We start from the raw sequence: 21,795 nt of genomic DNA, 5'->3' as shown, positions 1-21,795 counted from the left end.
TCAGCCTTCGACCGCCTCGGTCGCCTTCTCCCAGTTGGCGTCGAGGCGATCGAGGTAGTCGGCGACCGACGCGCTCGGCTCGGCACCGTCGAGATAGGCCGACATCGAACCCGGACCGGCGTTGTACCCGGCGGCCAGCAACTGGTCGCGGGTGTAGGCGCCGGTCTCACCGTCGGGAAGACCCTCGGCGAGATCGTGCAGATACCAGGCCGCGGCCTGTACGGCGAGGTCGCGGTCGTCGGGGAGTTCCTCCCACTGCCGGCCGGCGAAGTCGCGGCCCCGCTTGGTGTCGTCGAAGGCGGCCTTGTGCATGTTGGCGATGCCGAAGGAGGCGTCCGGGTCGAGCTTCTGCCAGGCGCGCTCGGCCTCGGGATCGTGCGGCTTGTAGGACTCGTTGTAGAGGATCGCCATGATCAGCACCGGATTGACGTCCGTGGTCTCCGCGTGCTCGCGGACCTCGGCGGCGTAGTCGGCCGGATCGTAGTCCCCGCCGATGGGCTTCGGGTTCCACGAGTAGTCGTCACCGGCGGGAGTCGGCGACGGGGGCGAGTCCTCCGGGGACGACGGGAGGCCGCATCCGGCGAGCGCGAACAGCGTCAGGGCCGCCGTCGTGGCGGCGAACAGCCGTCGTCGTCTCGCACCCACCGTGACCTCCTCCGTCGAGTGCGACGTTACCGGCGCGGCCCGCCCCGGCCGCGCGCGACCCGCTGGCGCGCGAAAGCGCCCGCCGGAGACGGCGGGCGCTCTCCTGAAGCGCTCTAACCCTTCGGGGTCAGCACCACCGGCAGCCGCCGGTGGCCGTTGGAGATGAAGCTGGGAACCGGCTCCAGCTCCTCGCCGGAAAGGCGCATGTCCGGGAAGCGAGCGAACAGCGCGGGCAGCGCCACCGCCGCCTCCAGCCGCGCCAGCGGCGCGCCCAGGCAGTGGTGGACGCCGTAACCGAAGGCGAGGTGGTCCTTGTCGGCACGGGTCACGTCGAACTCGCCCGCCGTCGCGCCGTGCGACTTCTCGCCGCGCCCCGCCGCCGCGAACGACGCCAGGATCGCGTCGCCCTTGGCGATGACGACACCACCGGCCTCGATGTCCTCCACGGCGAAACGCAGCGGCAGGTTCGCCACCGGCGCCTCGAAGCGCAGGGCCTCCTCGATGACGTCGTCCCAGGTGGCCCGGCCGGCACGGACGTGCTCCAGCTGCTCGGGGTGGCTCAGCAGCGCGTGGATAGCCTGGTCGAGCAGGTTGACCGTCGTCTCGTGCCCGGCGCTGATCACCAGCAGCAGCGTGTCGACGAGCTCCTGCTCGGTCAGCGCCGAACCGTCGTCCTCGTCGCGCGTGCCGATCAGGACGCTGGTCATGTCGTCACCGGGGTGATCGCGCTTGATCTCGACGAGCTCGCCAAGGATCCCGTACATCGTCTGGAAGTTCGCGGTGGCCTCTTCGGGCGTCAGCGAGGTGTCGAAGATGCCGTCGACGCACGTGCGCAGCCCCGGCCCGAGCGATTCCGGCACACCCATGAGGTCGGTGATGACCTGGATCGGCAGCGGGTAGGCGAAGTCCTCGCGCAGGTCGGCGGCGTCGCCCTCGGGCGTCGCCGCGAGCTTCGCGAGCAGCTCCTCGGTGATCTCCTCGATCCGTGGACGCAACGCGGCGGTCCGCCGGTGCGTGAACGCCGGGGCGACCAGCCTGCGCAGACGACGGTGGTCGCCGCCGTAGGCGGTGAACATGTTCGTCACCGCCACCCACAGGAACAGCGACCAGGTGTGCGAGATCTCGCCGTTGACGAACGCCGGCCAATGCTGCCGCGCGTCCTTCGAGACCCGCGCGTCGACCAGCAGCTTCCGCAGGATCTCGGCGTCACTGACCGACCAGGCGCGGACACCGCCGGGCAGCTCGACGAGGGTGACCGGGCCGCGCTCGCGGATGCGCGCGGCCTCGGCCTGGATGTCGGTCCCGGCGGGATCGAGGACGAGGGGATGGTCCATCTGAAGGTTCTCCTTAGGCCACGGTGAGGGGCGGTGACGCGGGGAAGGCGACCGGCAGTGCCGCCAGCGACCGCGCGAAGGGGCCCGGCCGCCACGTCAGCCGGTCGGCGGGCACGGCGAGGCGGAGCTCGGGGAGGGCGTCGAGGATCTGGTCGATCGCGTCCTGCGCGATCAGGTAGGCCGCCGACTGGGCCGGGCAGGCGTGCGGGCCGATGCTCCAGGCGAGGTGGGAGCGGTTGTCGGTCCGGTCCCCGGCGGCGATGGCGGGGTCGTTGTTGCACCCGGCGAGGCTGATCACGACCGGCTGGTGCGCCGGCAGCCACACGTCGCCGATCATGATCGGCTGGGCCGGGTAGGACATGCAGTAGTTCGCCATCGGCGGGTCCTCGAAGAGCACCTCGTCGAGGGCGTCGCGCGCCGACATGCTGCCACCGAGCACGTTCCCGGCGAAACGCTCGTCGGTGAGCATCAGCAGCAACGTGTTGCCGATCAGGTTCGTCAGCGGCTCGATCCCCGCGCCGTAGAGGGTCACCAGCTGGTGGATCATCTCGACGTCGTCGAGGCCGTTCCTGTGCGCCATCAACCGGGAGGTGACGTCGTTGTGCTCGCCCTCCTTCTTCAGCCCCACCAGCTCCACCAGCGCGGTGGTGAGCATCTCGTTGCCCGCCTCGGCGTCGTCGAGCTCGAAGATCGCGGCCATGCCCTTGGCGACGCGCTCGCCGATCTCGGGCGGGCACCCGAGCATCGCGTTGATGACCTGGAAGGTCAGCGGCCACGCGTACTGGGTCAGCAGGTCGGCCGATCCGGTGGTGCAGAAGGAATTAATGAGCGGAACGGCGAGCCGCTCGACGGTGGTGTGCAGGGCGTGCAGGTCCACGCCGTCGAGGGCGGCGGTGTTGGCCTGCCGGTACCGGGTGTGCTCGGCGCCCGCGCTGCGCAGCGCGTTGGGCCGCCACTCCAGCATCGGACGCACCGGGCAGTCCTCGGCGACACCGCGCTGCCACATGCGCGGGTCGGCCGGGAAGTGCTCCGGATCGTTGAGGATGCGGACGGCGTCGTGGTAGCCGATGACGAGCGTGGCCGGCACGCCCGGGGACAGCTCGACCGGCACGAGCGACCCGAAGCGGGCGCGCAGCTCGCGGTAGGCGCCGTGCGGGTCGGCGGCGTACTCCGGCGCGTACAGCGGATAGCGGTATCCCGCCGGAGTCGCGGAGACGGGGCAGACCGGCGGGGAGGCGGAGGACTGCTGGGTACTCAAGGGCGGGACTCCAGTCGGTGGAACAGGAATTCGACGAGGGTGATGAGCGCGGCCACACACGTGGCCCGGTCCCTGGCGTCGACCGACGTCAGGGGCGTGGCGGGATCGAGGTCGAGGGCCTCGCGGATCTCTTCGAGTGGATAGCGGGCGGCGCCGTCGAACTCGTTGACGGCGACCGCGAAGGGCACCCCGCGCTCTTCGAGGACGGCCAGGACCTCGTCGGCGTGGTCGAGCCGGCGGGTGTCGACCAGGACCAGCGCGCCGAGGGCGCCTTTGGCGAGGTCGTCCCACATGGGCAGGAAACGGCGCTGGCCGGGCGTCCCGAACAGGTACAGCGCGAGACTCGCGCTGACGGTGATGCGGCCGAAGTCCATCGCCACCGTGGTCTGCGTCTTGCCGTCAAGCCCGGCGAGGTCGTCGACGCCGACGCTGGCCTCGGTGATGGTCTCCTCGGTGCGCAACGGCTTGATCTCCGAGACGCTGCCCACGAAGGTGGTCTTGCCGACGCCGAAGTTCCCCGCGACCAGCAGCTTCACCGAGCGGGTCACGGTCTCGGCGACGTAGGCGACCTGCTCAGACCGCGAGAGCGCGGAGCCCATGCAGCACCTCCTCCAGCATGCTCAGCTCCGGCACGGTCTCGGCCGGGGCCGGCGAGTCGGCGTGGCCGCCGTCCATGAGATCGCTGACCACGATCTTCACCACCGAGGGCGGAAGGTCCAGGTAGGCCGCGATCTCGGCGACCGACAGCGCGCCGTGCCTGCCGCACAGCCCCATGACCCGGCGGGCGTCGGGCGGCATGGTCTGCGGGGTGACGTTCGACTTCGGCGGGTTCTTCGCGGCGACGACGAGGGTGACCAGGTCCAGGTCACGCGTCGCGCGCGAGCGACCGCCGGTCCGGACATAGGCCCGGACCAGGTCGGGATCGCGCCGCGGCCCGCTCATGTCCCGCTGCCGCCGTCGCCGCGCCGGGGCTCGCTGCCCAGCTCGTGCCCGACCCGCGCGGCGAGCTCGTTCATCCGGTGCGCGACGAGGCCGACGTCGACCGCGGTGGTCGTGGCGACGCCCAGGAGGGCGCCCTCACCGGCCGCGGTGATGAAGATCAGGCCCTCGTCGTACTCGGTCATGTTCTGCCGCACGGCGTTGCGGCGGCCGCCGCAGAACTCCGCGAGGGCCTTGCCGAGGGACTGGAGACCGGACGCGGCCGCGGCGAAGCGTTCGGCGTCGTCGACGCGGACGCCGTCGGAGTGCGCGATGCGCATGCCGTCGGCCGAGAGCAGGACCGAGAAGCGCACGCCCGGGCCGTCGAGTTCTCTGAGCATCCAGCCGAGCCGGTTGGTGGCCTCGGTGACCTGCGCGTCGGGTGTGCCCATCAGGATGTCGTCCCTTCGGTGTGGTCGGATGCGGCGGCGCGGCCGCTGCGGGTCCCGGTGTGCCAGGCGGCGGCGATGCCGGGACGGGCGGGCTCGGAGCTGATGGCGCGGCCGTTCTGGGCGATCGGCGCGGCGACCGGCCGCCGGCGGCGCTTCGGCAGCCCGCCGGGGGTCTCCTCGACGGTGAGCGGCACGTCCGCGGGCTCCGCTTCGGCGACGGCGGCCGCGACCTGCGCCGGGGCGGTCACGGCGCCGTTGGACGCGGCCGCGGCGACGGCCGCCTGGACGGGCTCGCGCTCGGCGGCGACCGAGACCAGGAGGGACTCGGGGACGAACACCATCGCGCGCATTCCTCCGTAGGCGTTGGGACCGTCGACGGTGACGCTGAAGCCGTAACGGCGGGCGAGGGCGGCGATGCCGGGAAAGCCGACCTTCGGGGACGGACCGAGCTGGTGGACGTCGACCGGTCGCTCGCCGGAGAGGACGAGGCGGGCGTTCTCGCGCTGTTCGGCGTTCATCCGCACGCCGGCGTCGTCGACGATGACGGTGACGCCGTGGTGGCCCTCCTGGAAGCCGACCTCCACATAGGACGTCGGCGGTGAGTAGCGCAGAGCGTTGTCCAGCAAGGTCGCCAGGGTGTGCACCAGCGGTTCGACGGCACGGCTGATGACCCCGCGTTCGAGCTGCTTGGGCTGCACCCGCGTGTAGTCGCGGACGCGGCCCATGGCGCCGCCGATGACGTCGGTGAAGGTCTGCGTCGGCCAGCGCCGGCCGGGCAGGCCACCGCAGACGATCACGTAGGACTGGGCCTGGCGGATCATCTGCTGGACGGTGTGGTCGATGCGGGTGAGGGTCTCGTAGACCTCGTCCTCGCGATGCTCGCGCAGGGCCCTGCTGACGATCTGGCCGACGTCGGCGCCGAGGCTGACCACGGAGGTGCCGAAGGAGCGAACGGCGGCGCGGGTGACGTCGTGGGCCTCGGTCTCGATGCGGGCCAGCGTCGACTCCTCGGCGGCCAGGATGGCCTCGCGCGCCTCGGCCTCGACCTCTTCGCGCACCGTCTTCTCGGTGTGGGCGCGCAGGGAGCGCAGGTCGGTGCCGTAGCGGTCGGCGACGGTCCGGAGGTTCTCCGAGAAGCGCGAGTTCTCCAGGCGGGGCGCGGTGAAGTCGGCGACCTGCGCGTCGGGCCGTTCGAGGGATTCGGCGACCGAGGGGAGCGTCTTGGCGACGAAGTGTTCGAGGGCGCCGTCGCGGGCGTCGAGGCGAACCTTCAGGGCGTCGGCGCGGACGCGCTGCCGCTTGGCCGTCCGCGCCAGGTAGACCGCCGCCGCGACCGCCAGTACGAGGGCGGGAACGGCGCACCACAAAAGGACCACGGCTGTTTCAGGTCTCATCAGTTCTCTCGCTGGGGTCGAGGGACGGGGATCGCCGGGCGGGCCGAACGCGGCCGGACGGGCGGGAGGGGACCCGCGAAGGCGAGGCGGGTTAACGGGGCGTGGCCAAGGGGGCCGGGAGATCCTGCCGACGGGAGGGGGCGAAGCGCTTCGAGCGGCCGTGAACCGACTCCACCGTCCGATCTCACAGTGATCGTCCGCCCTCCATCCGATGCCGTCCACCGACCCGGGCTACTCCAGGTCACGGCACGAGTCACCGGATAACGGTCCCGTGCCGACGGAGCCCGATCAATGCCTCCGAACCCGACGATTCGCCCACACTAACAGCAATCCGCCGGGAGGCAAGGCGTGGTCCACATTGGATAACGAGGAACTTACATGTTCGATACGGGCGGATCCGCACGCGTCGCATTCATCGCCCGAAGCGGTGGGAAGGCCTCGATTTCGCGCGGCGTCCGCCGGTGCCGCGGCGCCGAGCGCTCGTTTCGGTTTCACGCGCGGGGCTGAGAGGGCGTGGTGCGGCGGGCGGCGTTTCGGCTTCGCGGGTGGGGTTTGCGGTGATGCGGAGGCGGCGTTCGCTTTCGCGCGCGTGGGCGCGGGCGGGTGCGGGTGCGGGTCGCAGGCCGTCGGCGATGGCGGCCGCGTTGGCGTTCGCTTTCGCGCGCGGGCTCTCGCGCGGGCGGGCGGACGGCGTGGTGGACTTCGCCCGCACTCGGGCGGACCCGGCGGAGTCCGCGCGGGCGGGAGGACGGCATCCGCCGATGGCGCGGCGCCAAGCCCTCGTTTCGGTCTCACGCGCGGAGCTGAGAGGGCGTGGTGCGGCGGGCACCGTTTCGCTTTCGCGGGTGAGGTTTGCGGTGGTGCGGAGGCAGCGTTCGCTTTCGAGCGCGCGGACGGGCTCCATGCGCGCCGAGGCAGCACAGCGGCGAAGGCCTTTCGCGCGCGGGCGGACGGGCGGCGTGGTGGACTCCGCCCGCTCTCGGGCGAATCAGGCGGAGTCGGCACGCGGGCGGGAGGACGGCATCCGCCGATGGCGCGGCGCCAAGCCCTCGTTTCGGTCTCACGCGCGGAGCTGAGAGGGCGTGGTGCGGCGGGCGGCGTTTCGCTTTCGCGGGTGGGGTTTGGGGTGGTGCGCAGGCAGCCTTCGCTTTCGAGCGCGTGGTCGGGAGGACGCACTGGCCGGGCCTCCGCCAGGCGGGCAGGCTCGTTCGCTTTCGCACGCGGGCGGGAGGGCCGGAGGGCGGCGTGGCGGACTCCGCCCGCACTCGGGCGGACCAGATGGAGTCCGCGCGGGCGGGAGGACGGATCGCCCACACCGCGAAAGCCATGGTGTCGCCGTGGAGTCTGCGCGCGGTCGGGAGGACGGCGTCCGCCGATGGCGCGGCGCCGAGCCCTCGTTTCGATGTCGCGCGCGGGGCCAAAAGGGCGTGCTGCGCGCGGAAACGGGGAGGGGACGCGGCACAAACCGACGGCGCCGGTGGAAACGCGGCGACAACGCGTCGCGAAGCCGATGACGGCACCGAGGCGCCCGAGCCGCGCACTCCCCCGCCGCCGCCCAGCGAACACGCGCTCATGGCGCCGGCGGAGGAGGTGTGGTGACGGTGATCGGCGGCCGATTCGGCGCCTCCGCGCCCGCCGCCGACGGCTCCCCGGCGTACGGCCCGCGCCCACGGCCGCTGCGCCACACGCACGTCGGTTGGAGCACCTCCGATCTGCGCGTTCGCACGATCAGGGCTCCTGCTCGCGGGTGAGGGCGTTGGCCGCCGCTCCGGTCCGCGCGTGCGCGCGATGAGGGTCCCTGCTGCGCTTCCGGAGCGAGGACCACGGCTCCGGTCCGCGCGTGCGCGCGATGAGGGGAGCGGATGCCGGAGTTCGTCGCCGAGCTCACCTCCGCTCTGCGCGTTCGCACGATCAGGGCTCCTGCTCGCGGGCGAGAGCGTTAGCCACCTCTCCGCTCTGCGCGTTCGCACGATCAGGGCTCATGCTCGCGGGCGAGGGCGTTGGCCGCCGCTCCGGTCCGCGCTTGCGCGATGACGGTGCTGGGAGTGGCGGCGCTCGGGTTCGGCGCCCTACGGCTCACACGCGGGAGTCCGCTCGCAGTCGGGTCGTCCGGCCCACGCGTGCACGGCAAGACGCCCAGACCTCGGTCTCGACGTCTCGACGTCTCGACGTCTCGATCGCGCTAGACCGCCCGCCCTCCCGCGCGCGTGCGGGAACGCGTGGATCCTCCGCCGCATCGCCGTCCGCGAGACCTCACCCACCCCCTGCGTCCCTTACGCCGAGCGCGAAAACCCGCGCCCGCGCACCCCCCACCCCGGTATAGCTGAGGGCAGATCTCACCCCCGCCCCGCGAAGGAGTGCCATGCCGGACCCGGTCCCCGTCACCGACGACCGCACCCGCCGGTCGCGGCTCCTCCTGCGCACGCTCATCGGCGCGGTCCTGCGCCGTGCCCGTCTCGACCAGGGCCGGACCCTCGCCGACGTGGCCCGCATGGCCCGCGTCTCGATGCAGTACCTCTCCGAACTCGAACGTGGCCGCAAGGAGGCCTCGTCGGAGGTCCTGGCCGCGATCTGCGAGGCACTGCGGATCGAACTCGCCGACGTCCTGACCGAGGTCGCCGCCTTCCTGGCCGCCGACCGTGCTCGCCGCGCGCCGGTCGGGCGGCTCGACGTCGTCCCGGTCCGGGCGCAGTCGCGCGGGTCCGGCGACGTGTTCTGCCTGGCGGCCTGAGGGCCCGCGGGTGTTTCGGCCCGCGCGATCGCTCGCGCGGGCCGATGCCGACGGAAACCCGGCCTCAGCGCGCCATCGCGAGCCGTTTGCCGCTCGCCTTGCGGCTGCCCACGATCCGGTCGGCCAAACCGAAGTCGACGGCCTCCTGCGCGCTGAAGGTGATGTTGCGGTCGGTGTCCTCACGGATCTTCTCCACCGAGTGCCCGGTGTGGGCTCCGAGGATCTCGTCCATCTCCTGCCGCATCCGCGCGACCTCCTTGGCCTGCACCGCCAGGTCGGGCAGGGTGCCCCGTGCCTGACTCGACGGCTGGTGCAGCATGACCTTCGCGCGCGGCAGGATCGAGCGCCTGCCCGGCGCGCCCGCCGCGAGCAGCACCGCCGCCGCGCCCGAGGCCTGCCCCATGCAATAGGTGGCGATGTCCGGCCGGATGAACTGCATCGTGTCGTAGATGGCCGTCAAGGCACTGAAGGAACCACCGGGCGAGTTGATGTACAGCCCGATCTCCAGGTCCGGGCTCTCCGACTCCAGATGCAGCAGCTGCGCCATGATGACGTTGGCGACGCCGTCGTCGATCTCGGTGCCCAGAAAGATGATCCGCTCCGACAGCAGCCGCGAGTAGATGTCGAAGGCGCGCTCGCCGTTCGGGGTCTTCTCGATGACCGTGGGAATCGTGTACTGGCCCATCGTCACACCCCCACCCGGCGCTGCGCGACGGCGGGACGCACGTCGGAGACGTGCTGAACGATGTGGTCGATCATCCCGTAGTCGCGGGCCTCCTCGGCGCTGAACCAACGGTCGCGCAGGCCGTCCTTCTGGATCGTCTCGGGCGACTGCCCGGTGTGCTCGGCGGTCAGTTTGTCCATCAGGCGGCCGATGCGCTCCAGCTGCCCGGCGTAGATCTCCACGTCGGCGGCGGTCCCGCCGAACCCGGCCGAGCCCTGGTGCATGAGAACCTGCGAGTGCGGCAGGCTGTAACGCTTCCCGGCGGTGCCGGCGCACAGCAGGAACTGACCCATGCTCGCCGCCAGTCCCATCACCAATGTGCTGACGTCATTGGGAATCAGCCGCATGGTGTCGTAGATGGCGAGTCCGGCGCTGACCGAACCGCCCGGGGAGTTGATGTAGAGGCTGATGTCGCCGCGCGGGTCCTCGGCCGACAGCAGCAGCAACTGGGCGCACAGGCGGTTGGCGACCTGGTCGTCGACCTCGGTCCCGAGCACGATGATGCGTTGCTGGAGGAGCCTGGCGGCCAGTTGGTCGTCGAGTGATCCGCTTATCGTCGTGGTCTGCATCGCGCCTTCTTTCGTCGACTGCGAAACCGCCGGAAAGCGGTTCTCGCGATCAACAATGTGCCGCCCGATCGGCGCTCCACAAGGCGATCTGCTGTCAGCAGAGAATCAGCCGGCGAGGCCCTCGACGACTTCGGCGCCGGGCTGGGCGGCCAGCGCGCGGCCCGGCACGATCAGCTTCCCGCGGCGGGAGCCGCTGCCGATGAGCACGTGCGGGCTCGCGGCGACGGCGGCGTCGATGAGCAGCGGCCAGCCGTCGGGCAGGCCGATCGGGGTGATCCCGCCGTACTCCATGCCGGTCTCGGCGACGGCGGTGTCCATCGGCGCGAAGGAGGCCTTGCGCGCCCCAAGGTGCTTGCGGACGGTCTTGTTGACGTCGAGGCGGGTCGTGGCGAGCACGACGCAGGCCGCCAGGGTGGTGACCTCGCCGCGGCGGGCGGCGACGATGACGCAGTTGGCCGAGACTTCGGGGGCGACGTCGTAGGTCTCGCAGAACACCGTCGTGTCGGCCTTCTCCGGGTCGGTGTCGACCAGGAGCACCGACTCCACCGGGTCCTCGGCCGTCCAGTGCTTCAAGGCGGCGGCGACCGGCGCGACGAGCAGGTCGGCCCGCTCGACGGCGGTATGGACGGTGTCGAAGGACCCGAAGGGCGCGTTGACCATGCCTTCCAGGAAAGCACGCGCGGGTGCCCGGTGCGTCCGGGCACCCGCGCTTCCCATCAGACGAGCGCGTAGGAGCGGACGGTCGTCTGGGTGATCGACGAGCCGAGGTCGTCGGTGGCGGTGGTGCGCACCGAGACGAAGCCCGCCCCCGCCGGGTGGTGCAGGGTGGCGGTGGCGTGGTCGCCGTCGCGGTCGAGGGCGACGGACGTCCAGGTGGCGCCCTCGTCGTAGGAGACCTCGAAGGCCAAGGTCGACGCCGTGGCCTCGGTACCGCCGGACTGCGAGGTGTAGTCCAGCGTCACCCGCTGCGGGGTCTCGCGGTCGGCGACGCCGCCGTGCACGCCGTCGGCGCCGAACACGACCAGGGAGAACGGCAGCGGCGTCGACTTTTCCGGCACGCCCGAGGGCGCGGTGTCGAAGGTCCAGTCGAGGCGGTAACCGGTGAGCAGGTTCGACCAGGGCACATCCAGGTGGCCGTCGATGACGAGGCGGTAGCGGCCCGCCTCGCCCGGTGGGAGGCCGGTGTCGAACCAGGTCACATCGCCGGTGATCCGGTTGATCTCGGCCCCGTCCCGGGTGATCACGGCGACGTTGTTCAGCGGCGAGTCGTCCATGTCGCCCCCGTAGAGCCAGTAGTCCTCGCCGGCCGGTCCGTCGCCGAGCTGGTCGAAGCCGAAATAGAGCAGGTCGTCGACGCGGTACATGCCCGAGGCGCCCTTGTCGTCGTCGGGATCCTCGGTGGCGTACGGCCGGATCCCATAGGTGAGCGGGCCGGTGCCGACACTCCACTCGTAGTCGCCGGGGGCCGCGAAGGACCGCGGCGGCCCGTCGTAACCCATGGTCTGCCAGGTCTCCCGGTCGCGCAGCTCGATGGACGGGAGGTTGTAGAGGTCCGGATCGGCGACGACCAGCTCGGTTCCCCGGTAGGGCAGGTCGACGGTCTCGGAAATACAGCTCGGGACCTCACGGCGGTCGGCGTGGCCCTGGTTGAAGCACAGCCTGGCGGCGGCCGCCGGGATCCCGAAGCCGCCGTACTCGACCGCGACGGCGGCGAGTTCGTCGTCGTCGACCTCGTGGACAAGGCGGGCGGGGACCTTTCCGGCCTCGGTGAACAGGAGCCGGTAGGTGTAGGAGCCATTCGCCCCTTGTGGACCGTTGCGGATCTCGGAGTGCGCGTATCCGGCGCGGGGGTCGGCCAGCGGGGTGGCGTACACCGCGACGTCGGGACCGAAGGAGGCGTCGGTCCGCAGTTGCCCCGGCTCCTCACCGCCGTAGGCCCAGGTGAGGTTGAGCTGCCGGGCTTCGAGCGTCGACCGGCGTTCGACCTTGGCGGTGACGGGCACGGACTTCGCGCCGTTCACGGTGATGGCGACGGGCGCGTCGCCGACGGTGAAGGTCTTGAGGGCGGCGACGTAGACGGCCTTCCGGTCGCCTTCGGCGGCGTCGAGAATGTCGGCGGCGAGGCCGTATTCACCGGGCGGCAGTTCCATGGTCGCGACGGCGGCGTCGTCGAGGTACACCGAATCCCAGACGGCGCCGTCGGCGGAGACGACGCTCGCGTTCACGTTGTCGGGCACGGCTCCCGACTTGTCGCGGAAGGTCACCGTGACCGTCCTGGTCTCCTTCGTGGCGAGGGTGTTCGCGGAGGCGGGCACGAGGCCGTCATAGGCACGGGCGTCGGCGACCGGCGCCGTAGCGGCGTCGGTGACCCCGGCGCGCAGGAGCGCCGAGACGTTGAAGCGACGGGGATCGAGGCCGCCCTCGCCGAACTCGCCGACCATGTCGGCGGGGATGAAGCTGACATCGCCGGAGCCGTCGAGGGCCTTCGGGCTGAGGTAACCGATGCCGTCGCGTCCGGCGGCGGGCTCGAAGCCGTAGGCGCCGTTCGGGTACAGGTTCACGCGGTCGCCGGTCGGCAGGGTCACCGACCGGGACGGGGCCGGCGTCGTGGGGCTCGCCGGCGCGGCCTGCCCGGTGGTGGCGGGAACGGTCGACAGCAGGACGGCCGCGGCCGCCAGCAGTGGCGTCACGAGTCGTGATCGCACCAGATGTCCTCCGGTTCATGGGGAGTGGGTCGCCCCTTGAACGAGAGTGGGAGCACGTCCGGTTGCCTCGGAATCCTCAATGGACGGAGTCAGTGGGTGTCGGCGCGCCCCTGGAACAGGCGGCCGAGGTGGTAGTCGACCAGCTCGGCGGCACGTTCGGCCTCGTGCACGTCGAGGAGCGTGTAGGTGGTCAGCCCGTCGGTGAGTGCGAGCAGGAGCATCGCCTCGGCGCCGAGGTCGCGGTCGGCGGCGATCTCGCCGCGGTCGACGGCGGTGCGCAGCAGCTCGGCGAACCAGGTGAGCAGCGGCGGGATGCCCTTGCGCGCGGGTTCGCGCATGCGGGCGTCGCGCACGGCCCGGCTGAAGTAGGCGATCTGGACGAGGATGCCGGTGCGGGTGTTGTCGTCGAGGGGCAGCATGCCGCGCAGGCAGACGCGGAGCAGCTCGTAGGGTGTCGGCGGCCGGTCGGGGAAGGCTCCGGCCAGGCGCGCGCGGATCTGGCGGTCGGCGAGTTCGCTGATGTGGTTCGACGCGAAGACGAGCATGTCGTCCTTGCTGGCGAAGTAGTGCTGGAGGCGACCGAGGGAGATGCCGGCCTCGTGGGCGACCTCGCGCAGGCTGGCGCCGTCGAGGCCGCGCTGACTGGCGATCCGCCAGAGCGCCTCGGCGATCTCCTGGCGGACGGCTTCGTGGTCGACGCGCTTGGGCAAGACGGCCCTCCTTTTTTCAAGTCAAGTGTACTGATATGGTCGCGGCGAAGGTTCCAATACAACTGACTTGGAAGGTGGCCCGGTGACCCCTCTCCGACTGCGACCGCCCCGGCACAAGGCCGATCCGCGCGCCCGGACCTGGTGGACCGTCCAGGCCCTCGTCGTGTTCAGCGGACCGTCGCTGCTGACCGCGCTGGCGCTGCTGGTGCTGTCCGCCCTGTTCTTCCCCGGCGCCCTGCCGTGGCTGGCGCCGCTGACCACCGTCGTCCTGGTCCTCCCGGCACTGGCCTACCTGCTGGCCATGCCGCGCCTGCGCTACCGCGTCCACGCCTGGGAACTGAGCACCGGCGCGGTCTACTCGGCCTCGGGCTGGTTCTGGCGCGAGCAGCGGATCGCGCCCCTGTCGCGGGTGCAGACCGTCGACACCGTGCGGGGGCCGATCCAGCGGGCCTTCGGGCTGGCGTCGGTCACCATGACCACCGCCTCGACGGCCGCGAACGTCACCATCGCGGGCCTGTCGTCCGCCGACGCCGACGAGATCGCCACCCGCATCGGCGCGGCGGCCCGGCTGGAGACGGGGGACGCGGCATGACCTGGCAGCGGCTGTCGGCGCGGACCGCGGTGGTCCGCGCGACCTGGCTCCTCCCGCCCCTCGGTTCGGCGCTGCTCGCCGCCCTGGCCTCCGGCGGGAACCTCGACGCCCGCTGCTGGATCCTCGTGGGCTCAACGGGTCTGACCTTCGCCGTCATCACCCTCAGCGGCCTGCTCCGGCTGCGCACGACCCGCTACCGGCTCACCGCCGACGCCCTGGAGACGCGCGTGCGGCTCCTCGGCAGCCGCACACGGACGGTGCCGCTGACCCGGATCCGCTACGCCGACCTGACCGCAGGGCCGGTCCACCGGCTCCTCGGACTGGAGGTCCTGCGCGTCGGGACGGCCGGGGCCGGTGACCTGGTCCTCGACGCCCTGCCCCGCGAGGAGGCCCGCCGCCTGCGGGAGCGGCTGGCGGCCCAAAGCGACGGGGACCGCACGGTCCTGTCGGCGATGAACCTCCGCTGGCTGCGTTACGCGCCACTGACCTTCTGGGTCTTCGGCGGCGTCGGGATCGTCGTCGGGTCGGCCTTCCGTCTCCTCGACCAGCTCGGCCTCGAACCGTGGCGGATTCCCGTCGTCGCCCGCGTCTTCACCGACTACGGGCCCGGCGCGCTGTGGCTGGCGATCCCGCTGACAGTGCTCGGCGTCGCCGTGATCGGCGGCATCGGCGCCACCGCCGTGTACCTGGAGAACTGGTGGCGCTTCCGGCTGACCCGCAGCGATCCGGAGACCCTGCGCGTCACGCGCGGACTGTTCACGACGCGGTCGGTGTCAATGGAACGACGTCTCCTGCGCGGTGCCGAACTCGCCGAACCCCTGCTGCTGCGCGCGGGCGGGGGCGCGAGCGTCCGTGCCGTCGCCGGGGGTCTCGGCGACGCCGAGGAGGCCCGCGCCCGCAGCCGCGTCCTGCCGCCGGCTCCGCGCGCGGAGGCCGTCGCGGTCGCCACGGCACTGCTCGGCACCTCCCCGGAAGTCGCGCTGCTCCCTCACCCGCGCGCCGCCCGCCGCCGCCGGACGACGCGCGGGCTGCTCTGGGCCGTCCTGCCATTCACGGTGGCGTTCCTCGTGCTCGCCGCGCTGTTCGGACCGGGCTGGCTGCACGGCGCGTGGGCCTGGTGCGCGGCCTCGTCGGCGGCCACCTGGTGGCTCGCCCGCGACGCACACCGCTCGCTCGGGCACGCGATCGCCGGACCGCACCTGATGATCCGCAGCGGCACCTTCAGCCGCGACACCGTCGCCCTCGACCGCTCCGGGATCCTGGCCTGGACACTGTCGGACAGCCCCTTCTCGCGACGCGCCGGGCTGGCGAGCCTCACCGCGGCCGTCGCCGCGGGCCGGCACGGCTACCGCATCCCCGACATGGCGGCCGACGAGGCCGCCGGCTTCGCCGACGACGCCGCCCCGGGCATCCTGCGCGAATTCCTGGTGCCCGGCGTCACCTTCGCCACGTCCGGGAATCCCACCCCCCACCCGGCGCCGTTGCACCCGTCATGACGACCTTCTCGGTGCTCGACCGCTCCCTCGTCCGGCGTGGCGGGGACCCCGCCTCCGCCCTGCGCGACACCGTCGCCTTCGCGCGGGAGATCGAAGCCCTCGGCTACCACCGGATCTGGGTGTCGGAGCACCACAGCGTCCCGGGCGTGGCGGGTTCGGCACCGACGGTCCTCGCGGCCGCCGTCGCGGCGGCGACCACGCGGATCCGCGTCGGCACCGGCGGCGTGATGCTGCCCAACCACCGGCCGCTGGTGGTCGCCGAACAGTTCGGGGTCCTGGAATCGCTGTTCCCGGGGCGCGTCGACATGGGTCTCGGCCGCTCGGTCGGCTTCACCGACGGGATCCGCCGCGCCCTCGGCGTCGGCAAGGACGTCGTCGACGACTTCGGCGAACGCCTCGGCGAGCTCCTCGGCTGGGTCGACGGGACGCAGCACGAACACCCGGGTGTCCACGCGATCCCGGCGGAGGGCCTGCCGATCCCGGCCTTCGTGCTGGCCATCGACGGCGGCGCCGACATCGCCGCGGCGCACGGGCTTCCCCTCGTCATCGGCTCGGGCCGCAGCCGCGAGCGGCTCGTCGCCGCCGTCGGGCGCTACCGCGCGGCCTTCCGGCCTTCGATGCGTGCCGCCGAGCCCCAGGTCGTCGTCGCGGCCAACATCGCCGTCGCCGAGACCATCGAGGAGGCCGCGCTGCTGCAACTGCCCGAGGCCTGGGCCACCGTCGAGTCACGCACGCGCGGGGTCTTCCCGCCGCTGGTGCCGGTCGAGGAGATCCCGGAGCCCGACGAGCGACGACGGCGCCTGCTGGAGGAGGCCCGCGGTTCGCAGATCTTCGGCACCGAAAGCGAAGTGGCGATCGTGCTCGACGAACTGGTCGCCGACACCGGCGCCGGGGAGATCCTGGTCACCCTCAACACGTTCGACCGTGAACAGCGGCTCGATTCCTACCGTCGGCTCGCGCGGATCGCGTCGCGGGCGGCGGTCTAGGAGCGGCGGAGTCGGCCCGGGGCCGACTCCGCCATGCTCAGCGGCCCGCGCCGACGAGTTCGCGCGACGGCGCCTCCGGGGCCGCCGAACGCCGCCCCGGCAGGAACGACGCGACCACGAACGCGATGACCGCCGCCCCGGCGCCGATCCCCATGACGAGCTGGAAACCCTCCTTGGCGGGCAGCGTGACCGGGCCGAGCGTCATGGTCAGCTGCGCGAGGACGACACCCGCGACCGCGCTGGAGATCGAGGTGCCGATCGAGCGCGACAGCGTGTTGAGGCTGTTCGCGGCGGCCGTCTCCGCGACCGGCACCGCGCCCATGATGAGCGCGGGCATCGCGCCGTAGGCCAGCCCGATCCCGGCGCCGATGAGGCCCGAGACGAGCACCAGCTGCCAGATCTCGGCCATCAGGACGGTGCTCAGGCCGTAGCCGGCGGCGACGACGAGGGCGCCCGCCATGAGCGTGATCTTCGGTCCCCGGGTGCGCGAGATGCGCGCCGACAGCGGCGCCATGGCCATCATCACCAGGCCCGAGGGCGCCATGACCAGACCGACGGTCATCATCGAGCGGCCGAGGCCGTAGCCGGTCGCCGTCGGGAACTGCAGGATCTGCGGCAGCACCAGCGACATCGCGAACATCGCGAAGCCGAAGACGGCCGAGGCGATGTTGGTCAACAGCACCTGGCGGCCGACGCTGACGCGCAGGTCGACCAGCGGCTCCCGCGTCCGCAGCTGCCACAGGCCCCACAGCAGCAGGACGACGGCCGCGGCGGCGAACAGGCCGAGCGTGCGCGGGGCGGTCCAGCCCCAGTCGCCGCCCTTCGAGATGGCCAGGAGGAGGCTGACCAGACCGGCCGACAGGCCGAGCGCGCCGAGCAGGTCGAAGCGGCCGCCGGAGCGCACCGCCGATTCGGGGACGAGCGTGGCGACCAGGAGGGTCGCGACCACGCCGAAGCCCGCGGCGGTCCAGAAGAGGACGTGCCAGTCGGCGTTCTCGGCGAGGAAGGCCGCGGCGGGCAGGCCGAGGGCGCCGCCGACGCCGAGGGACGCGCTCATCAGAGCCGTCGCCGAGCCGAGGCGCTCACGCGGGAGCTCGTCGCGCATGATGCTGATGCCGAGCGGGATGACGCCAGCGGCGAGGCCCTGGAGCGTGCGGCCGACGACCATCGGCGCCAGGCTCGTCGACAAGGCCGCGACGACCGAGCCGACGACCAGCATGCCGAGGCTCAGCAGGAGCATCCGGCGCTTGCCGTACATGTCGCCGAGGCGGCCGACGGTCGGTGTGGCCACCGCGCCGGCGAGCAGCGTGGCGGTGATGGCCCAGGTGGCGTCGGACGGGGCGGCGTGGAGGAGGTCGGGCAGCTCGGGGATCAGCGGGATCACGAGGGTCTGCATGAGCGAGACGACGATCCCGGCGAAGGCGAGGACCGCCACGATGAACCGGCCGGGTTTCGCGGGTGGAACGGACAAGGCGGGACGCCTTCCTTGCGAAGTTTTAAGTCAACTGATTGACTTAACGTACCAGGCCAAAGTGAACGGCCATGATCGAGCCGGAGAGGATGGCGACATGACCGGCAGGACGATGCGCGCCGACGCGACCCGCGAACTGATCCTCGACGCCGCCGAACGGCTGTTCGCCGAGGACGGGGTCTTCGCCGTGTCGAACCGCCAGGTCAGCGAGGCCGCCGGGCAGGGCAACAACGCCGCCGTCGGCTACCACTTCGGGACGAAGGCCGACCTGATCCGCGCGATCATCCGCCGCCGGAGCGCCCGGATCGAGGCCATCCGCCGACGCATGCTCGACGCGCTCCCCGAGACCCCCTCCCTCCGCGACTGGCTCGCCTGCCTCGTGCGCCCCGCGACGGTCCACCTGGCCGAACTCGGCGAGCCGCCGAGCTGGTACGCCCGCTTCGGCGCCCAGGTCATGACCGACCCGACGCTGCGGCCGATCATGGTCGAGGAGGCCCTGACATCGCCGGCCCTCGCCCGCATCGTCGAAGGCCTGCGCGACACCCTCCCCGACCTCCCCGACGACGTCCGCGCCGAACGCGGCGACATGGCCCGCCAGCTCATGGTCCACACACTCGCCGAACGCGAACGCGCCCTCGCCGAGGGCACCCCGACCCCGCGCGCCACGTGGGAGGACGCGGCGACGGGGTTGGTGGACGCACTGGCGGGGATGTGGGGGGCGGGGGTGAGTGGGGGCAGGGGTTAGGGGCACCCGCGCAGCGTCGGCGCGCCCGGCTACCGGCTCCCGACGCCGAGGGCGACGCGGTCGACGCGGTCGACGCGGTCGAGCGCGAGGGTCCGCCGGGGTGAACGGCTCCCCGCCCGCACCGCCGCCACGGCTCGGCACGGCACGGCACGGCAACGCCACCGTCCCGAGGTCGATGCCGTGGGACGCGAGGGTTCGGGGCACCCGCGCCACGACGCGCCACACGACTGGTTCGGCGACGACACCGCCACCAAGGCCGACGCGGTCGAGCACGGAGGTAAGCGGGGAGTTAGCGGCACCCGCGCCACGCCACCGCACACACGGCTCGCTCACTGAGGACACCGCCACCAAGGTCGGCACGGTGGGCCGCAGGCGTCAGCCGGGGCGAACGGCATCCCGCAGCACGGGCGCCGCCGTACACACGGCTCGCCGCTGTCGCCGTCACCAAGGTCGACGCGGAGGCGTCCCTTGTGGACGGAGCCACCATCCCAAGCCCCTCCAGGCCACGCGCAGGCGGACGGGAGCCGCCGGCCCTCCCCCATGTCAGCACCACCGCGAGCCCCACCCCCTCGGTTCCCCGCCCCGCCTCCCGAAAGGCGAAGCACGTCCCTCCCCCCGTGGACATACGCCCCGGTCAACCCCTCCCCCACCACTCCAGCACCCGCCGTGCCCGCAGCGTGTTCCACGCGCTCGGCTCTCCCACGCCGCCTTCGTCGAAGGCGAAGTGCACGCGGCCGGGGTGGACGCGGTCGAGCGGCCAGATGCCGTCGGGCCTCCGTTTGGCGCGCACGAGCTCGACCGCCTCGGCCATGCGCGGGTCACGGTCGGCGTCGGCGGCGCGGAAGTGGTCGAGCGCGCGCAGGACGTCGTAGTGCCAGTAGTACGGGAACGCCATGTCCAGGTACTCGGGGCGCACGACTTCGCCGGTCGAGCGCCGCCGGAACAACCCTCGCTCCAGCAGGTACTCCTCCCCCGCGCGGCGGGCGTCGCGGACGCCGGCGGAACCGCCGGTCGCCCGCTCGAAGGCGAGCAGCCCGTCGAGAACGTTGATCGTCGTGTCGAAGGAGGACCGCACCGAGCCGTTCTCGGCCTCGCAGTTCCACCCGCCGTCGGGCAGGCGCTCGGCGAGCAGCCGCTCGACAACCGGCGTGACGTCCACGCCGAAGTAGGCGCCCGTCTCGACCGTGCGGCCGTTGATGCAGGGCTCGACCTCGCCGTCGAAGAAACGCTGGCCGTCGTTCTCCCAGCGGGCGTTCTCCGCGACGAGGCCAACGGCCCGGCGCGCCGACGCGCAGTCGGGGTCCAGGCCGAGGATCCGCAGGGTCTGGAGGGAGTGCATCGTCGTCGTCCACGGCTGGCCGGGTTCGCCCTCGGCACGCGGCACGGGGAACAGCGCGCCGCCGTCCCACATCCCGTCGTCGCCTTGCAGCGCGAGGAGACGGGCGCCCAGGCCTTCGTGTTCGACGCGGGCGCGTTCGGTGGCGACGTCGGCGGCGGGGGCCCCGGTGAGGTCGCGCATGACCTGCCAGCGCAGGGCCGGATCGGTGTCGAAAAGCGCGTCCATCGCGGCAGCGTAGCGCCTTTCGGGGCGTCCCGGCAGCCGTGCGTCCCAGGCGCCGGGCCGGGAACGCCGTCGCGTTTTCCCAGCCAGGACGCCTCGCGGGTGTCCCACCCTGTCCCACGACGGATGCGCGGGGGTGGGCGCGGGTGGTGACATGTTCTCACCGGCGGAACCGCCGGGAACGAGACAAGGGAGAACGACGATGGCCGCCACGAAGGACACCACCGGTACCGGCTACGAGGGCTTCACCGCCGAAGAGCGCGACGCGATGAAGCAGCGCGCGAAGGAGCTCAAGGCCAGCGCGAAGGCCGAGGCGAAGGCCGCCGACGCCGAGAAGGACGTGCTCGCCAAGATCGCCAAACTGAACCCGGCCGACCGCGTCCTCGCCGAGGGCTTCCACGCGCTGGTCAAGGAGCACGCCCCAGAGTTGACGCCCCGCACCTGGTACGGCATGCCCGCCTACGCCCGCGACGGCAAGATCGTCTGCCACTTCCAGCCCGCCGAGAAGTTCAAGACGCGCTACCCGACCATCACCTTCAGCGACGAGGCGAAGCTCGACGACGGCGTCCTGTGGCCGGTCTCGTTCGCCCTCACCGAGCTGAACGCGGGCAGCGAGACCGCGATCGCCGAACTCCTCAAGGGCGCGATGGGCTGACGCCCCGTTCCTTTGGGCCGGGCCTTCGGGCCCGGCCCTACGTCGTCAAGCCCTATACCGGCTGCGGTGTCAGCCCTTTGAGGATGTCGAGCAGCTTCTGGAGCTTGCGCATGAGCTCGCCGAGCCGCGCCAGCAGCCCCTGGATCCGCGCGAGGACCTTGGCCGCGTTGGCCATGATCTTGGCGAAGAGCGCGGCGAAGCGCTGGATGATCGCGACAACGCGGGCCACGCCGGCCGTCGTGCGGATGACGTTCGCGACGGGGATCAGCATCATCGCGGCCATCGCCGCGATCTCCTGCTTGACCTGCATGATCGCCTCGATGAGCTTGTCGGTGAGCAAGGTGCGCACCTCCTCGACGACCTTGGCGGCGACGGCCGTCTCGCCCTCCATCGCCTTGGCGGCCTGCGCGACGGCGGTGAACGCCTCGCTCGCCGCCCCGGCCTGGGTGCGGTACTTGCGCGCGGCCTTCGACTGCCAGGTGCCGAGGTCGGCGGTGACGACGGCGTCGAGCGCGTCACGGCGGCCTTCGGCGGCTTCGGCGACGTTGGCCCAGATCTTGGCGTAGGCCTCGACCGCGGCGGGGTCGCCGGTGGTCTTGTTGATCGCGTCGGTGAGCGGTTTGAAGTGCTCGATGGCCCACCCGAGGCCCTGTTCGACGATGAAGTCGCCGGGATTCTGCGCGGCGTCCTTGAGGTCACCGAAGGTCTCGACGCCGCTCTTGGCCGCGTCGGCGTAGTCGCCGCTGTTGAGGGAGTCGACGATGTCGCCGATGTCCTCGATGATGGTGCCGTCGAAGTCCCCCGGCTGCTCGGCCTCTTCGATGAGGTTCAGGTCGGGCTCGGGCATCG

Annotated in this window: 21 protein-coding genes; 6 read left to right on the top strand and 15 right to left on the bottom strand. The window is 72.1% G+C overall.

Annotated elements, in window-relative coordinates:
• From HNR73_RS40685 to HNR73_RS12760, 7 genes are all read right to left on the bottom strand, one after another.
• Complete coding sequence (locus tag HNR73_RS40685) at window positions 1-645, bottom strand: transglycosylase SLT domain-containing protein (RefSeq protein WP_184787619.1); 645 nt, start codon at window positions 643-645, stop codon at window positions 1-3.
• Between the two features lie 113 nt (window positions 646-758).
• On the bottom strand, window positions 759-1,979 hold the full coding sequence (locus tag HNR73_RS12785; protein ID WP_184787618.1) for a cytochrome P450 family protein: 1,221 nt from the start codon (window positions 1,977-1,979) through the stop codon (window positions 759-761).
• A gap of 13 nt (window positions 1,980-1,992) precedes the next feature.
• Window positions 1,993-3,237 carry a cytochrome P450 gene (locus HNR73_RS12780; protein ID WP_184787617.1) on the bottom strand — a complete coding sequence of 415 codons (1,245 nt, stop codon included), beginning with the start codon at window positions 3,235-3,237 and terminating at the stop codon, window positions 1,993-1,995.
• Window positions 3,234-3,836 carry a GTP-binding protein gene (locus HNR73_RS12775; protein WP_184787616.1) on the bottom strand — a complete coding sequence of 201 codons (603 nt, stop codon included), beginning with the start codon at window positions 3,834-3,836 and terminating at the stop codon, window positions 3,234-3,236. Before HNR73_RS12775 ends, HNR73_RS12780 begins: the two co-directional genes overlap by 4 nt.
• Window positions 3,811-4,179, bottom strand: a complete 369-nt coding sequence (locus HNR73_RS12770; RefSeq protein WP_184787615.1) for a DUF742 domain-containing protein — start codon at window positions 4,177-4,179, stop codon at window positions 3,811-3,813. Before HNR73_RS12770 ends, HNR73_RS12775 begins: the two co-directional genes overlap by 26 nt.
• Window positions 4,176-4,607 carry a roadblock/LC7 domain-containing protein gene (locus HNR73_RS12765; RefSeq protein ID WP_184787614.1) on the bottom strand — a complete coding sequence of 144 codons (432 nt, stop codon included), beginning with the start codon at window positions 4,605-4,607 and terminating at the stop codon, window positions 4,176-4,178. Before HNR73_RS12765 ends, HNR73_RS12770 begins: the two co-directional genes overlap by 4 nt.
• Entirely contained in the window at window positions 4,607-6,001 is a 1,395-nt protein-coding gene (locus tag HNR73_RS12760; protein ID WP_184787613.1) for an ATP-binding protein, read from the bottom strand. Before HNR73_RS12760 ends, HNR73_RS12765 begins: the two co-directional genes overlap by 1 nt.
• A gap of 2,362 nt (window positions 6,002-8,363) precedes the next feature.
• Here HNR73_RS12760 and HNR73_RS12755 point away from each other — a divergent pair.
• Complete coding sequence (locus tag HNR73_RS12755; protein WP_184787612.1) at window positions 8,364-8,732, top strand: helix-turn-helix domain-containing protein; 369 nt, start codon at window positions 8,364-8,366, stop codon at window positions 8,730-8,732.
• A gap of 64 nt (window positions 8,733-8,796) precedes the next feature.
• Here HNR73_RS12755 and HNR73_RS12750 read toward each other — a convergent pair whose 3' ends face one another.
• The 5 genes from HNR73_RS12750 to HNR73_RS12730 all read right to left on the bottom strand — a co-directional run bounded on the left by HNR73_RS12750 (window position 8,797) and on the right by HNR73_RS12730 (window position 13,440).
• Complete coding sequence (locus HNR73_RS12750) at window positions 8,797-9,417, bottom strand: ClpP family protease (RefSeq protein WP_184787611.1); 621 nt, start codon at window positions 9,415-9,417, stop codon at window positions 8,797-8,799.
• A gap of 2 nt (window positions 9,418-9,419) precedes the next feature.
• Window positions 9,420-10,025, bottom strand: a complete 606-nt coding sequence (locus HNR73_RS12745) for a ClpP family protease (RefSeq protein ID WP_184787610.1) — start codon at window positions 10,023-10,025, stop codon at window positions 9,420-9,422.
• Window positions 10,026-10,130: 105 nt separating this feature from the next.
• A complete protein-coding gene (locus HNR73_RS12740) occupies window positions 10,131-10,685 on the bottom strand; it encodes a YbaK/EbsC family protein (protein WP_184787609.1) in 555 nt (184 codons plus the stop codon).
• A 56-nt stretch (window positions 10,686-10,741) separates the two neighbouring features.
• The gene (locus tag HNR73_RS12735; RefSeq protein WP_184787608.1) at window positions 10,742-12,730 is read right to left on the bottom strand and encodes a hypothetical protein; all 1,989 of its coding nucleotides are present in this window, start codon (window positions 12,728-12,730) and stop codon (window positions 10,742-10,744) included.
• 89 nt (window positions 12,731-12,819) lie between these two features.
• Entirely contained in the window at window positions 12,820-13,440 is a 621-nt protein-coding gene (locus HNR73_RS12730; protein WP_184787607.1) for a TetR/AcrR family transcriptional regulator, read from the bottom strand.
• A gap of 82 nt (window positions 13,441-13,522) precedes the next feature.
• Between HNR73_RS12730 and HNR73_RS40680 the strand changes: the two genes are divergently transcribed.
• From HNR73_RS40680 to HNR73_RS12715, 3 genes are read left to right on the top strand one after another with little or no spacing between them, the layout of a single operon-like run.
• A complete protein-coding gene (locus HNR73_RS40680; RefSeq protein WP_203686666.1) occupies window positions 13,523-14,032 on the top strand; it encodes a PH domain-containing protein in 510 nt (169 codons plus the stop codon).
• Window positions 14,029-15,528, top strand: coding sequence for a PH domain-containing protein (locus HNR73_RS12720; protein WP_184787605.1), 1,500 nt, complete (start codon window positions 14,029-14,031; stop codon window positions 15,526-15,528). Before HNR73_RS40680 ends, HNR73_RS12720 begins: the two co-directional genes overlap by 4 nt.
• A complete protein-coding gene (locus HNR73_RS12715) occupies window positions 15,525-16,514 on the top strand; it encodes an MsnO8 family LLM class oxidoreductase (RefSeq protein WP_184787604.1) in 990 nt (329 codons plus the stop codon). The genes HNR73_RS12720 and HNR73_RS12715 overlap by 4 nt, the downstream gene beginning before the upstream one ends.
• Before the next feature lie 37 nt (window positions 16,515-16,551).
• On the opposite strand, the gene HNR73_RS12710 is transcribed toward HNR73_RS12715, so the two are convergent.
• Complete coding sequence (locus HNR73_RS12710) at window positions 16,552-17,985, bottom strand: MFS transporter (protein WP_184787603.1); 1,434 nt, start codon at window positions 17,983-17,985, stop codon at window positions 16,552-16,554.
• 97 nt (window positions 17,986-18,082) lie between these two features.
• Between HNR73_RS12710 and HNR73_RS12705 the strand changes: the two genes are divergently transcribed.
• Window positions 18,083-18,730, top strand: coding sequence for a TetR/AcrR family transcriptional regulator (locus HNR73_RS12705; RefSeq protein ID WP_184787602.1), 648 nt, complete (start codon window positions 18,083-18,085; stop codon window positions 18,728-18,730).
• A gap of 634 nt (window positions 18,731-19,364) precedes the next feature.
• Here the strand turns inward: HNR73_RS12705 and HNR73_RS12700 are convergent.
• Complete coding sequence (locus HNR73_RS12700; protein WP_184787601.1) at window positions 19,365-20,294, bottom strand: prenyltransferase/squalene oxidase repeat-containing protein; 930 nt, start codon at window positions 20,292-20,294, stop codon at window positions 19,365-19,367.
• A gap of 199 nt (window positions 20,295-20,493) precedes the next feature.
• Between HNR73_RS12700 and HNR73_RS12695 the strand changes: the two genes are divergently transcribed.
• A complete protein-coding gene (locus HNR73_RS12695) occupies window positions 20,494-20,946 on the top strand; it encodes an iron chaperone (RefSeq protein ID WP_184787600.1) in 453 nt (150 codons plus the stop codon).
• 52 nt (window positions 20,947-20,998) lie between these two features.
• Here the strand turns inward: HNR73_RS12695 and HNR73_RS12690 are convergent, their stop codons facing one another.
• The gene (locus HNR73_RS12690) at window positions 20,999-21,793 is read right to left on the bottom strand and encodes a WXG100 family type VII secretion target (protein ID WP_184787599.1); all 795 of its coding nucleotides are present in this window, start codon (window positions 21,791-21,793) and stop codon (window positions 20,999-21,001) included.
• Window positions 21,794-21,795 lie beyond the last annotated feature (2 nt).

This window comes from Phytomonospora endophytica (assembly GCF_014202425.1).
Classification (GTDB): Bacteria; Actinomycetota; Actinomycetes; order Mycobacteriales; family Micromonosporaceae; genus Phytomonospora; species Phytomonospora endophytica.
This window is presented reverse-complemented; position numbering and strand designations above follow the sequence as displayed.

Bases quoted from the DNA above. Each gene is read 5' to 3' on its own strand.
- HNR73_RS12785 (WP_184787618.1), bottom strand. From the start codon at position 1,979: ATGGACCATCCCCTCGTCCTCGATCCCGCCGGGACCGACATCCAGGCC.
- HNR73_RS12775 (WP_184787616.1), bottom strand. From the start codon at position 3,836: ATGGGCTCCGCGCTCTCGCGGTCTGAGCAGGTCGCCTACGTCGCCGAG.
- HNR73_RS12770 (WP_184787615.1), bottom strand. From the start codon at position 4,179: ATGAGCGGGCCGCGGCGCGATCCCGACCTGGTCCGGGCCTATGTCCGG.
- HNR73_RS12765 (WP_184787614.1), bottom strand. From the start codon at position 4,607: ATGGGCACACCCGACGCGCAGGTCACCGAGGCCACCAACCGGCTCGGC.
- HNR73_RS12760 (WP_184787613.1), bottom strand. From the start codon at position 6,001: ATGAGACCTGAAACAGCCGTGGTCCTTTTGTGGTGCGCCGTTCCCGCC.
- HNR73_RS12755 (WP_184787612.1), top strand. From the start codon at position 8,364: ATGCCGGACCCGGTCCCCGTCACCGACGACCGCACCCGCCGGTCGCGG.
- HNR73_RS12750 (WP_184787611.1), bottom strand. From the start codon at position 9,417: ATGGGCCAGTACACGATTCCCACGGTCATCGAGAAGACCCCGAACGGC.
- HNR73_RS12745 (WP_184787610.1), bottom strand. From the start codon at position 10,025: ATGCAGACCACGACGATAAGCGGATCACTCGACGACCAACTGGCCGCC.
- HNR73_RS12740 (WP_184787609.1), bottom strand. From the start codon at position 10,685: ATGGTCAACGCGCCCTTCGGGTCCTTCGACACCGTCCATACCGCCGTC.
- HNR73_RS12720 (WP_184787605.1), top strand. From the start codon at position 14,029: ATGACCTGGCAGCGGCTGTCGGCGCGGACCGCGGTGGTCCGCGCGACC.
- HNR73_RS12715 (WP_184787604.1), top strand. From the start codon at position 15,525: ATGACGACCTTCTCGGTGCTCGACCGCTCCCTCGTCCGGCGTGGCGGG.
- HNR73_RS12705 (WP_184787602.1), top strand. From the start codon at position 18,083: ATGACCGGCAGGACGATGCGCGCCGACGCGACCCGCGAACTGATCCTC.
- HNR73_RS12700 (WP_184787601.1), bottom strand. From the start codon at position 20,294: ATGGACGCGCTTTTCGACACCGATCCGGCCCTGCGCTGGCAGGTCATG.
- HNR73_RS12695 (WP_184787600.1), top strand. From the start codon at position 20,494: ATGGCCGCCACGAAGGACACCACCGGTACCGGCTACGAGGGCTTCACC.
- HNR73_RS12690 (WP_184787599.1), bottom strand. From the start codon at position 21,793: ATGCCCGAGCCCGACCTGAACCTCATCGAAGAGGCCGAGCAGCCGGGG.